Below are 12,956 nucleotides of genomic sequence, written 5' to 3' on the forward strand. Positions count from 1 at the left end.
AAATTTAATGACTCTGTTTTTTGATTTTAATTTAGGAATTAAAGCAAACATTACAATTAGTCTTGTTTCTGATATTGTTTTTTTAATATACATTTGGTTAAAGGAGTTTCAAAATGCAAATTAATTGGATTGGAACCAAAAAGAAAATGATGCCGCAATTGTTATGTCAAATTCCAACAAATTATAACAATTATTTTGAGCCTTTTTTAGGTGGTGGGGCTTTATTCCAAACTATTACACCCCCAACCGCAATTTTGAATGATAACGACAATAATTTAATGGAACTTTGGCAAAATATGTTAGCCAAACCAGAATTGTTTTGTAATTGTGTGCGTAAATTTGAAGACACAATATATACAAATAAAGATCAAAAGACGCAAAAAAAAACATTTAAACTTTTCGTAGATAGATTTAACAAAAGTAATTTTGGAGTTTTCAAAAGTGCTCTTTTTTATACTTTATTAAAATATGCTTTTCGGGGCATTTTCCGTTATCGTCCTGATGGAACCATTCATTTATCATACGGATTTAAGTCGCGAATTAAAAAACCTATTATTGATTTTTTAGAATTACAAAGAATAAAAACTAATGTTAAAAATTTAAAATTGTTAAATGGTGATTTTGGAAGTGTCATCACCCAAGCCCAAAGCAATGATTTTATTTTCATTGATCCCCCTTATTACCGCGAAGGTATTAAAGATAAAGATTTTTACCAACACCCTTTTACATTTGAAGATCATATAAGGCTTTATAAATATTTAAAAGAGGCAAATCATCGCAATGTAAAATGGTTGTATACTAATTACAATTCAGCAAAAATAATTAAATTGTTTGAGGATTTTAACATTCAAACAATTAAAACCACTACCAGTCATGCTTTAACCTCACAAAGAGGGTTGCAAGAAGTTATTATCAAAAATTATTAAAAAAAATCGTAAGGAGAATATTAAAATGTGAGCGATGCTATGACTGAAATTTACCGCGGTACTTATTTCAAAAACCGCAGCCAATTAAAACTCAAAATAAAAAATAATAAAAAATTAAATAACAAGGAGAAAAAGAAAAATGAATAAAAAAGAATTAATCAAAGAAGTTGCAAAGCAACTAAAAACTTCAGTTGTGAAAACTGAAGAATTTTACAATTCATTTGAAAATGCCCTCATGAAAGCTATCACATCAAATGAAGAAGTGGTTTTATCCTCTAAAATTGGCAAATTCATCTTAAAAACTAGAAAAGCCCACACAACCCCCGAAACTAAATTCATCATCAATAAACAAACAGGCAAAAAAACAGGAAAAAGAACTGGTAAAAACTTAAAAATACCCGCAAAAACGGTTGTTAGTTTTAAAATGTCAAAATCACTTAAAGATAAAGTCAAAACCCTTAAATTAAAATAAAAAGGAGATAAAAACATGAGTGATGGAATGACAGAAGCATGCAATGAAATTTATTTTAAATCCCAAAACAAACTAAACAAAAAAATAATCAACAAATACCGACATCCAAAAGGAAAATGGGTTAATTTATATTATCCCAACAAAACTGTACCAAACAAAAAGAAAACATTTAAAAACAAACGAATCAAAGTTATTAAAAATTATTCAGAAAGGTAAAAAAATATGTGGTTATTTCCAATATTTGCAACAATTATCAATTTTATTCTAAATTATACCAAAGGATTTAGCACTACCGAAATACTTGAACGAAGAATGGATGGAATCCAAACAACGCTTTTCACTATTCTTATTGTTTCTGGGTTCAAACCTATTTTTAAATTAATTACAAACACTTTAATTTTCATCAAAAATATGATTTTAGGTATCTTTTTCCCCAACAAAAAACTACAAAACTTAGAAATCCAAAATGCCAGACAAGAATATTTAGAGCAAAAATTATTACAAAAAATAGATAAAATCAATGAAACCCAAGAAAAACTCCAATCCCAAATAGAAGTACAAAAAGTCAAAGTTGCTAATTGGAAAGAGAAAAAAAGAAGAAAAAAACAACTTAAATCAAAAAACCCCAATCCAATTAATGAAAAGGAGGAAGAAAATGAATGATCTAAATTTCTCTATTGGATTTATCGTTGGCGCTCTATTTACAACTTCTTTAATGTTTATCATTAAAAAAATATTTTTTAATTCAATTTCATCGCCAGAAATCAATAAAAAAAATGAGTCAAAAAAAGAAAATAAAACTAAAAGTTTATTTTCAATTATTACAAATCCAAATAACGAATCAAAAGAAAAAAACAATCCAATTAATGAAAAGGAGGATGGAAATGAATAACAAAAATTTATTTTATATCAATTTAATAATACTTATTTTAACAGCATCCATAATTGGGTATCTTTGTTAAATCGTAATTTTAAATAATAATAATTCATTCTTTAAAAGAAAGTAGATGAATTAAAACAAGAAATTAAAAGAAAAATTTAATAAAATAGATAAAAAAATTAACTAAATTATAGATAATTTAGAAAAAACAGAAGAAAAAAACAAAAGAAAGGAAATTTAATTTAAAATGAGAAAAATCCAAAAAAAAGTTATTAACAAAAAAAATATTCGAACTAAAAGATATTTTTTCAATCTCTTTTTACTTTTAATAATGATAATTTTAATTATAGGAGGAGTTAGTTATTACTTTATTAGAAAAAATAATAATCCTATTTGTGAAAATATTGTCAACAACCAAACTCCACCATCAACAGGAACCGAAAACAATGATAACAAAATTAACGATTCAAAAACTCCACCACCAAATAAAGAAGATAAAGAACAAGAACCAACTAAAGAAGTTAAACCAAAACATGAATAATAAAAAAAGAAAGGAAAAATATGAAATTAAAAAAAATTTATTTAACTTTTTTGGGTGTTTGTATTTTAGCGGTTTTGGGTTTATGGATTTACGGTTTTCTTTCCCAAACTTCCAAACAAAACGATTTGCCGCAAAATAATTCGTTAACACCTCAAAAAAAACAAGAATTAGATGAAATATCAAAATATCTCGAAGAATTAAAAAAAACTAATGAAACACAAATCGAAGAACAAAGAAAAAACCTTCAACAAATACAACATTTAGACCAACAAATTAAATTAAATTTAGATATAATAAGTGATTGCAATATAGAAGAAAAAAACTTAACAACAAAAAAAGAAACAAAAGAAACTAATCTTAAAAACAAAGACTTAAAAGAAGAAGATAAAACCAAATTACAAGAAGAAATTAACTCTTTAACCCAAAAACTCCAAGAAAATAAAGATAAAAAAGAATCTATTAATAAAAAAACTTTAGACTTAATCGAACAAAAAAAACAATTATTAACTACAAAAACTAATAACCAAGAAAAAATTAAAACTATTACTTCTCAAATCACCAAAACTAGTAAAAATTTATTTATTAATGAAAAACTTCAGATTTTGGAAGAAGCAATGGTTTTGAATAACGCTAATAAAAACATCATTAAAGATTTAATGATTCAAAACAAAGATAATGTTGAAGAATTCCAAAATTTAAAAAGTTATGATTTGTTTTTAGACGGTCAATTAATCCAATTTGATAAACAAATCAAACAACTGCAAGAAGAAATCAAAGCTTTACAAAATAACACTTCTTATCAAGGTGAAAAAAAGAAAGTTATGTTTTCTGATGTTTATGGAATGAAACAAGAAAAAGAAGAGTTAGAAGATTTAATAGAATATTTTCAAGACGACAACACTTCTATGGTTAATTTTGATAAATTAATTCCTAGAGGATATTTATTATATGGTCCTCCTGGCACTGGAAAAAGTTTTTTAATTAAAGCTTTATGCAATGAATTAGGAATACACTATATTGAATTAGAACCATCAAGATTTGATAAGACTTACGTTGGTGAAGGCAACGAAGAATTAGAAAAAATATGGCAAGAAGCAGAAAATCATGATAAAACTATTATTTTTATTGATGAAATTAGCGGACTTGCCAATCGCGAAGATAACCAATCTAACAAAACAAGTATTAATATTATTAATAATTTATTAACTAAATTAGATGGCTTTAAAAGAAGTAATAAAAAAATTGTCTTAATGGGAGCAACTAACCATTTAGACAAAATTGATAGCGCTTTAAGAAGTAGATTTAGCAAAGAAATTAAAATTGATTTATTAAAAGATGATGAAATTGAAGGCTTTTTACAATTTTTAGTAGCCGATTATCAAATTAGTTATCATACTTATCTTCATTTGAAAGAAATTGCTAATAGATGCAAAGGCAAAAACTATTCTACTAGAAACCTAAAAGAAAAAATAATTGATAGTGCTTATATTAAAGCCAAAAAATACAAACGTAAAAACCCTAATCATGAAGTTATGTTAGCTTCTGATTTAGATGAAGCTATAAACACTTTCCAAAATATTAAAGTTTCTGAAACAACTAAAGAAGCTAGAAGAAAAGAATGTGAAAATCAATATGTAGAATGGAAACAAGGTTTGTTAAAATACTTAAAACCACCCAAAGATAACACTCAAGTAAACATCAAATACACCTTCTATGGGTTAGATGGTTTAGGCAAGGGACAACACCAAGAATATGAACCAACTGACATCCCACCTTTTTACAAAAATCCTTTCAATAAATGGAAATATAAAAACTACCAAATTGATCATTTTGACTCTTTTTTCTACGAACATAAACGCGAAGATTCACAATTCATAGTATCATTACTCCATGCCTCAACCAACCACACTATAGAACTCAACTACGAAGGGCCAAAATGGTTGCTTGAAGAAGATAAAGATTTTTATATAGATGAATTTAAATGTCGTGAATTTGAAAGTATTGAAAACTTTGATGGTAAATTTAGATACAAAAACTACTACCTTCACTTCAACCCAGTCAAACAATACATTACCCTTTATACCAAGAAATTTAATACTAAAAATGATGAAAATAAATAAAAATTAGAAAGAGAGAGAATAACATGGCTAAAAAAATAATTAAAACCAAAAAAACCAAACCAAAGGCGATAACTTCTAAAAAAGTTATCCCTCGAAAAAAGAAAAAACCAAAAAAAACAGTTAAAAAAACAACCACCAAACCAACTATAATTAAAAAAACTTCAACAAGAATTACTAAAACAACCCCAAAAACTACAAAACCAATTACCAAACCCACCCCCCCCACAGCCTACAAAAATAATTGTAGAAACTCAACAAAAACAAGAACATTGGTTTAAAAGAATCCTCAAATCAATTAGAAATACTATTTTTGTTATATTACCACTTATTTTAATAATAGTTGCTTTATGGTTTATTATTACTATTTTTTTCCCTGAAGTGGCTGCTAAAATAGACCCAGTTATTAAAGGCGCTTGGGAAAATGCTAAAAATTTAGCTAATTGGCTAAATGAAAAAGGAACAAATTTTTTAAAATGGTTAGGATGCTTACCAAAAGTTGCTAGTTTGATATTTAGTGGTATTATTATCACAATTGGCCTTATTTTAGGGCTAGCTTGTTTTGGTATTCCAGTGATAGGACCCTTTATAGGGATCTCAATATTAATTGCAACAGCTATTTATACAGGAATAATTGGTGGGGATAATCAAACAACCCCTAAAGAAGACTCCCCACCAAAACCCTTAGTAGAAGTTTATGATCTAGATGCTATTAAAAAAGAACAAGAAGAAAAACTAAAACAAGAATTAAAAGAATATGCAACCGAATTGCAAAAACAAGGTAAATCATCAGAAGAAATCGAAAAACAAACCAAAAATAAAAAAGAAGAACTATTACAAGATCTTCAAAAAAAAAAAAACAAATCAACTGAATTAAATGATGAAACCCTAACTCCTCAGCCAACTTTAAAACAACCAATTCATAAACAAAACCTAATTACCAATAAAACAAATACCAAAAGTTTATTAAATCCCAACATTCAACAACAAGTAGATGAAATATTACAACAAGAAAAAGAAAAACAAAAGATTTTACAACAAGAAAAAGAATATTTAAACCTCAATTTTCAAGCGCAACAATTAGAAAAAGCATCCCTTGAAGATAAAATAATAAATTTAGAAGCCAACATTAAATCTAAAGAAACAACATTACAAGAAACTAAAGATTTATCTGATGAAGAAAAAGCTAAATTACAAGAAGAAATTGCATCAATTAAAAATAATCTTAAAAATCAAAAAGATCTAATAATAAAAAAAGATAATGAATTAGTTGCATCAAAAGAAAAAATATCAATTTTAGAAAAACAATTGGCTTCTAATATTCAAGATGTAGAACAATTAAAAGCAGAAATTACCAAAAAACAACAACAATTAGAAGAAAAAGAACAAAAATTAAGCGAACAAAAAGACTTATCAGCAAACGAAGTTAAGCAATTAAATGAAGAAATTAATAATTTAAAAAATAACATCGAACAAAAACAAGTAAATTATCAAGCTCATTTATTAATTAAAGAAGAAGAAATCAAACAATTACAAGAAAACGAAAAAAACTTAAAAGAACAATTAACTGAAAAAGAAGAAGAAACCAAAAACCTAAGAGAACAACATGTAAAAACTTTGGAAGAAATCCAAAGACAAATTACAAATTACAAAAAAACCGTTTTTGAACTTGAAAACGAAACCTTGAAACTAAAAGAACAAATTGAAAAAAATAAAGAAAACGCAAAACAATTACAACAAAAATTATTAAATAAACAAACACAAATAAACACTATTAATCAAGAATTAGTTAACCTTTCAAATCAACAAACCTCTTTACAACAAGAATTAAGTAATCTAACTCAAACTTATGATGAATGGCAAACAACTTGCGACCTCAAAGCTAATCAGGATATTAATGAAGATAGGATTAAAAATGAAGCAATATACTATTCTCCTGTCCCTTTTGCAGTTGAAATAACCCCAACTGTAAAACTAGACAGAAATAATCAACAAATACCAATAGGCGCTCCACGAACAATAGAAAGTCAACCAATAGAAATTAATGGAGCCACTTTTTATTATATAAGACCTTCCTTTACTTCAAAAAGAGTATACTTCAACGATAAAAACAAGAGCGATTGGAGTAATTATATCGATAAATTGGTAGGTGGGAATCGTTGGCAATTTAAGTTTAATCAAAATGTAAGCACCACCCCACCACCAAATAAACTCAATAATTATCAATCTGTATTGCACCAAAAAAGAAAAAATTTGAATGAAATTAAAGAAAAGTTATCAAATAAGAAATACAAATTAGATAATTATCAACAAGAAATAAATGATTTAATTAATAACCAACAGCCTGATGATATTTTACAACAGGAATTAAATAATAAAGAAACTCATATTAAAACTTTAAAAGACGAAATGCAACAACTAGAAATCAAAGAACAAGGTTTTAGAAGTGAAATTGATACTTTAAAATTAGAAAATCAAAACCTAAAAGAAAAATATAATAATGATTTAAACAAAATCAAACAAGAACTTGATGCAACTAAAACTGAAAACAAACAACTAGAAAAAGAAATCAAAGAAATTCAAGATGAATTGGTTAAAAACGGTAACGCTGATAAAACATTAGTTAAACAACTAAACACAAAACAATCTAAAATCAAAGAGCTAAATGGTAAAATTAATAACTTAGAAACCAATGAGGCACAATTACAAACAATCATCAAACAAAAAGATGAAGAAATAAATCAACTACAACAAACTATCCAACTTCAAGCCCAAGAAATTCAAAGATTAACAGTTCAATTAGAACGCCAAATAGATTTATTTGTGGAACAAGGTAAAAAGATTTTACAATTAGAAGGAACAATTAAAGCCTTAGAAGATGCCAATAGTGGCTTAAGTGGAAGCAACAAAGAATTACAACACCAAATTGATAAGTTAAAAAACGAATTAGAAACCGAAAAATTAGCACATAAAAAGACCAAAATAACTTTGGAAAAAAAAATAACTGACTTAAATTCCCAAATATCTAATTTAAAAGAAAAAGAAAATCAATTGAACGAATCCTCTCAAAATTGGGGGCAAACTGTAGATAGCACAATAACAGCAGCAAACATCGGAGGAGCTACATACTCAGGAGCTAAATCAGGAGCTATAATTGGAAGTGCACTTTTACCTGGTCTCGGAACGGCTGCAGGTGGTTTTATTGGAGGCATAATTGGTGGCGGAACTGCTATAGCTACTAAGTGGGACACAGTTAAAAGGTGGTGGCCTTGGTAAATATTAACAATAAAGCTATCTAATTTAGTATTTGTGATAAAATAAGTTTGTTAGTTTTTGTATTATTTAGTAATTAGTAAAAAAATGAAAAAAGGAAATTAATTATGTATATTATAGGAATAATAGTTATTTTAAGTTTAATTGGGGGGGTATTTGTGGTGGCGCCTTTGTGGATATATTTTATCTCAAAAAATGTCAATAATAAATTAAATAACTTAGAAAATATAAAAAAACAAATTGAAATTAATCAAGAAAAACTAAATCAAAAAATAACTAAATTATCAAATAATAAAGTTTTATCACCCCAAGATAAAACTTTATTACAAACTGAAATAAATTCAATCCAAACTGAATTAAACCAACAACAAACAGATTTATCTCAAATTCAGTTTTCACTCGGCAAATTAAAAATAAAAAACTTTAAAAAAACAAATCCTAAAAAAATTATAATTATATATTGTGGTATTATGCTAAGTATATTTGCTATTTTTGGTGGTTTTATATTTTTAGACAATAAATACGACATAACAAACTCCAAACCTAAAATTTATCCCATCCCCGATAAAACAACTGAAGTAAAAGAAGAATATTTTTACGGTCATCAAATTCATGAAGGATACCCAATTGACAAAAAATACCCCATACCTTCAAATGAAAAACCATATTTAGGAGCTGATGGAAAAACATGGTATTTATATAAAAATTCAGCTGAAAAACTTAAAGGTATCCCAATGATTGTCATAAAATACACCTTCTATGGGTTAGATGGTTTAGGCAAGGGACAACACCAAGAATATGAACCAACTGACATCCCACCTTTTTACAAAAATCCTTTCAATAAATGGAAATATAAAAACTACCAAATTGATCATTTTGACTCTTTTTTCTACGAACATAAACGCGAAGATTCACAATTCATAGTATCATTACTCCATGCCTCAACCAACCACACTATAGAACTCAACTACGAAGGGCCAAAATGGTTGCTTGAAGAAGATAAAGATTTTTATATAGATGAATTTAAATGTCGTGAATTTGAAAGTATTGAAAACTTTGATGGTAAATTTAGATACAAAAACTACTATCTTCACTTCAACCCAGTCAAACAATACATTACCCTTTATACCAAGAAATTTAATACTAAACAAGATAATAAATAAATAATAATTAAGACCAACTATAAAGTTGGTCTTTTTCATTAATTTGAATGAAATGTGATATCTTCTTAAATAAACAATCAAAATTTTAATTTTAAAATACCCCCCAAATCAGGAATGCCTCTTAAACGCATTATTTTGCCCCTCTCGCTTTGATTTAATTACAATTAGGGTAATTACCCTAGGATTGATTTAGACCCCCCTTAAATTTGATTTAGCCTCAAATTGACCTTCAAAAACCCTTGTAAATACGTACTTTTAATTTTTACAATTTTGGCATAAATTAAAACGAATCATTTTTTTAACCTAATTTAGACCCCCTCATTTGAGGGGATATTTTTTTTATTTTTAAGGGTTATTTTTTGATCGTTTTTTTGACAACTTTTTTTCATTTTTTGTCTCTTCCAGGAAAAATCGCTAGTGTTTATGGTGGCGATATTACCCTTTAACCCTGTTATTATATAGCATAACCGACCCAAAATAATAAACTCCGCATTATTGTGTAAAAAAATTTAATCCATGTCGTTTTATAGGAGAGTTTTTCGTTTTTTCGGCCTATATATATAATGGTATGTTTCTAATAAGGTTAAACCCGTGGGAAAACCTAAACACCAATTCAAAAAGCCCTCCAAGGCTGTTTTGAATTGGGTTGTGATAAATAATACTTAATTCGGGTTTAACCTTATTAGAAACATATATCATTAATATTATTTTATTTAATATTAAATAAAATAATATTAATGATACTAATTAAATATAAAAACCTATTAAGGGTTTTTATATTTAATTAGTATATATAAATTTATTATAATATATCACAATTTATAATGTTTAGATAAAGTATATTGTCTAACCAGGTGCCCGTCAAATTTTTAAATTTGACGGACATATTAAAAACCCCTAAATCCCCAAAGGGGACTTTATAGGAGGGTGTAATAGATTAATTGTAATATTCCTCGGCTGGCCGCCTAGTTCGCTACGCTCGTCTTTGAATACTAATCATATTATATAGTAATTTAATTAATATATTTTAAAATTAACTTTTAATACATTTTTTGAGTTATAATTGTTTTTGTAATTAATAAAAAATATTAAGATAATTGGTGTTAAGATGCAAAAATTATTACAAAAAATTAAATTATTACAAAATATGATTTCTCACATTCAAACTATTAATAAAAAAATAGTTTTTAATTTAATTAAAAAATTTGAAAATGACTTAAACCTTACTACCATTTTAAAAACTATCCAAATCAAAAGAAGTACTTATTATTATTGGTTGAAAGTTAAAGAAAAAATAAAATTAAAACAAGAAAAATATCTTTTGCAACAGCACCGAATTCAAACTTTATGTTTGAAACATGAATATTTTTACGGTCATCGTAAAATTACTGATTTATACCAAGAAATTTTTAACGAATTTATTACTAAGAAAAAAGTTTATCTTATCATGAAAGAAAATAATATTTGTTGTAAGTTAAGACCTAAGAAAAATAAATATTATTATCATAAAAATTTAAAATCTAACCTCAAAGTAGTCCCAAATTTAATTAATCAAAACTTTACTACCTCCCAGCCCATGAAAAAACTATTTACCGATATTACTTATTTTCCCACTCCCCAAGGATTTATTTATTTTTCGTGTATTGTTGATTCTTTTAATAATCAAATTATTGCCTCCCACACTTCAAACCGACAAAATAAAGAATTAATTTTAAATACAATCAAAAAAATTCCTACTTTAAAAAACCCTTGTATTATTCATTCAGACCAAGGTAAAGTTTATCAATCTCTAAAAGTACAAAAAGTTTTAACTAAAAAAGGTTTTTTAATTAGCATGTCTCGTAAAGCCACCCCACGTGATAACGCTGTCATTGAAAATCTTTTTGGCCAGATGAAAAGTATTTTATTCAACCAACATCCCTTTTTATTCCAAAAAACCTCAACTAAAATCAAAAAAATTATCAACCAATTCCCTTCTTTTTGGAATAATAAATGGATTTTAACTAAATTAAACAATTTATCTCCTTTGAAATACTTTCAAACTTTTAGATAAATATTTAATTATGGATATATAAACTTATAACCTTTGAAAAAGGTTGTTTTGTCATGCATTTTTTTCTACCCAAAATAATAAACTCCGCATTATTGTGTAAAAAAATTTAATCCATGTCGTTTTATAGGTGAGTTTTTCGTTTTTTCGGCCTATATATATAGTGTAGGGGTAAAATATTTTAAAAAATATCTTTTGAAACTAGCAAATTATTAAAAAACATTAGACACTTTTTAAGTGTAATGAAATTATTTTGTTAGTTTGAAAAGATATGGAATTATGCCTTTAATATTGGTTCTTAAAGGGTTTTTTTAAAACCAAAAGTTGTATTAAAAAACGGAACACCTCAGAGGTTCAATATCTAAATAAATTAATAAATCAGGTTTTTTTAAGATAGTTTCATGATTCAACTTAAAGATCTTTTTTAAAGGGAAAAGTTGTTTCTTTTCCTTGGAAAAAGGAAATAATTGATAAGCATAAGTAGATGGTAACCAACGGTCTAAGATAATTAATTGATGATTTTTAAATAATTCCGCTTGGATTTGAGCCATATTAGCCAGACTTAAATAAAAACGAGTGAGATCATCTACTTGTTGAAAATTTAAAAATAAATTTCTAATTTCCTTCCCAAGTGAACTACTCCCTAAGCCTTGATACAGTTGATGAGGGGGTTTTTAATTGGGGTTGAAGGGCGTGAATAAGAGAAAGTTTTCCCACTCCCGTCAAGTCCTTCGAAAACGATTAATTTCATCATTTCTTTTCTCCTTTGATTTTTATATTTGGGCATAAAAAAAGACCTTCAAATTGAAGGTCTCAAAGTATTAATTATTTAATTTTACTTAATTGTTTTAAATAAGTTGTTTTTTCTAATTCGTCTTTGGCTTTAGTTAAAAGTGCTAAGTATTTTTGACTAGCTTGAATCATTTTAGTGATAAATGTTTTATCTTGATAAATCCGCACTACATGATAACTTTGATTGTTAAAATAAACTAAAAAATAAACTAAATTAGCTTGACTACAATAAAGTTGACATTGAACTTGGGCCCAGTAGTATTTGGGGATATTTTCTAACTGAGGGTGAGTTAAAAAACTAGTCCAAGTGGATGAAACTTCTTGGTTTTCATTCACAAAAGGACATTTAATTTCTAAAACAGCTCGATGTTGTTCATTGTAGCCATCTAAAGAGGCGAAAAAAAGGTTAACTTGATCATCAGTAAAAATGGTGTCTTCAAAAATTAAATTGGTTTTTTGTATGAAAAAATGGCGAGCGATGGGTTCCATTTTTGTCCATGAAGCGTATATATTGATTAGCGGTAAAAGTGGTGCCAAAGAGTTTATCATGAACTAATTGTTCCATGGAACGAAAGGGATCTAAACCTGTTATCGAAGCAACTTCGGAAGCGTTGATGTATTTTTTTCGATGTTGGTACCATAATTTGGTGTGTTGTGATAGTTTGATTTGCATGGTTATTTACCTTTCTTAAAAATTTTCTTTAATAATAATAAAAGATATTGAGGTGTTCCAAAAGTTTAG

13 protein-coding genes and 1 pseudogene are annotated in these 12,956 nt (G+C 26.8%); 11 read left to right on the forward strand and 3 right to left on the reverse strand.

Annotated elements, in window-relative coordinates; all coding sequences use genetic code 11:
* Positions 1–113: 113 nt before the first annotated feature.
* The 11 genes from HGD80_RS00900 to HGD80_RS00950 all read left to right on the forward strand — a co-directional run bounded on the left by HGD80_RS00900 (position 114) and on the right by HGD80_RS00950 (position 11,425).
* On the forward strand, positions 114–926 hold the full coding sequence (locus tag HGD80_RS00900) for a DNA adenine methylase (protein WP_219475161.1): 813 nt from the start codon (positions 114–116) through the stop codon (positions 924–926).
* Between the two features lie 139 nt (positions 927–1,065).
* On the forward strand, positions 1,066–1,398 hold the full coding sequence (locus HGD80_RS00905; RefSeq protein WP_219475164.1) for an HU family DNA-binding protein: 333 nt from the start codon (positions 1,066–1,068) through the stop codon (positions 1,396–1,398).
* A 15-nt stretch (positions 1,399–1,413) separates the two neighbouring features.
* Positions 1,414–1,614, forward strand: coding sequence for a hypothetical protein (locus HGD80_RS00910; protein ID WP_219475166.1), 201 nt, complete (start codon positions 1,414–1,416; stop codon positions 1,612–1,614).
* A 6-nt stretch (positions 1,615–1,620) separates the two neighbouring features.
* On the forward strand, positions 1,621–2,061 hold the full coding sequence (locus tag HGD80_RS00915) for a hypothetical protein (RefSeq protein ID WP_219475167.1): 441 nt from the start codon (positions 1,621–1,623) through the stop codon (positions 2,059–2,061).
* Positions 2,054–2,290 (forward strand): hypothetical protein, encoded by a 237-nt coding sequence (locus HGD80_RS00920; protein ID WP_219474312.1) that lies wholly within the window; start codon positions 2,054–2,056, stop codon positions 2,288–2,290. Before HGD80_RS00915 ends, HGD80_RS00920 begins: the two co-directional genes overlap by 8 nt.
* A 235-nt stretch (positions 2,291–2,525) precedes the next feature.
* On the forward strand, positions 2,526–2,819 hold the full coding sequence (locus HGD80_RS00925) for a hypothetical protein (RefSeq protein WP_219475168.1): 294 nt from the start codon (positions 2,526–2,528) through the stop codon (positions 2,817–2,819).
* A 20-nt stretch (positions 2,820–2,839) separates the two neighbouring features.
* Positions 2,840–4,939: an AAA family ATPase gene (locus HGD80_RS00930; RefSeq protein ID WP_219475170.1), complete on the forward strand. Its 2,100-nt coding sequence runs from the start codon at positions 2,840–2,842 to the stop codon at positions 4,937–4,939.
* A gap of 23 nt (positions 4,940–4,962) precedes the next feature.
* Positions 4,963–5,217 carry a hypothetical protein gene (locus HGD80_RS00935; RefSeq protein ID WP_219475171.1) on the forward strand — a complete coding sequence of 85 codons (255 nt, stop codon included), beginning with the start codon at positions 4,963–4,965 and terminating at the stop codon, positions 5,215–5,217.
* 100 nt (positions 5,218–5,317) lie between these two features.
* Positions 5,318–8,212, forward strand: a complete 2,895-nt coding sequence (locus HGD80_RS04760; RefSeq protein WP_225904395.1) for a hypothetical protein — start codon at positions 5,318–5,320, stop codon at positions 8,210–8,212.
* 104 nt (positions 8,213–8,316) lie between these two features.
* On the forward strand, positions 8,317–9,372 hold the full coding sequence (locus HGD80_RS00945; protein ID WP_219475173.1) for a hypothetical protein: 1,056 nt from the start codon (positions 8,317–8,319) through the stop codon (positions 9,370–9,372).
* A 1,108-nt stretch (positions 9,373–10,480) separates the two neighbouring features.
* The gene (locus HGD80_RS00950; RefSeq protein WP_219475175.1) at positions 10,481–11,425 is read left to right on the forward strand and encodes an IS3 family transposase; all 945 of its coding nucleotides are present in this window, start codon (positions 10,481–10,483) and stop codon (positions 11,423–11,425) included.
* A gap of 326 nt (positions 11,426–11,751) precedes the next feature.
* On the opposite strand, the gene HGD80_RS00955 is transcribed toward HGD80_RS00950, so the two are convergent.
* From HGD80_RS00955 to HGD80_RS00960, 3 genes and pseudogenes are all read right to left on the reverse strand, one after another.
* The gene (locus tag HGD80_RS00955; RefSeq protein ID WP_225904439.1) at positions 11,752–12,081 is read right to left on the reverse strand and encodes a thymidylate kinase; all 330 of its coding nucleotides are present in this window, start codon (positions 12,079–12,081) and stop codon (positions 11,752–11,754) included.
* Entirely contained in the window at positions 12,066–12,209 is a 144-nt protein-coding gene (locus HGD80_RS04765; protein WP_225904396.1) for a hypothetical protein, read from the reverse strand. The genes HGD80_RS00955 and HGD80_RS04765 overlap by 16 nt, the downstream gene beginning before the upstream one ends.
* A gap of 38 nt (positions 12,210–12,247) precedes the next feature.
* A pseudogene (locus HGD80_RS00960) lies at positions 12,248–12,887 on the reverse strand (YqaJ viral recombinase family protein).
* Positions 12,888–12,956 lie beyond the last annotated feature (69 nt).

Source organism: Paulownia witches'-broom phytoplasma, from assembly GCF_019396865.1.
Classification (GTDB): Bacteria; Bacillota_I; Bacilli_A; order Acholeplasmatales; family Acholeplasmataceae; genus Phytoplasma; species Phytoplasma asteris.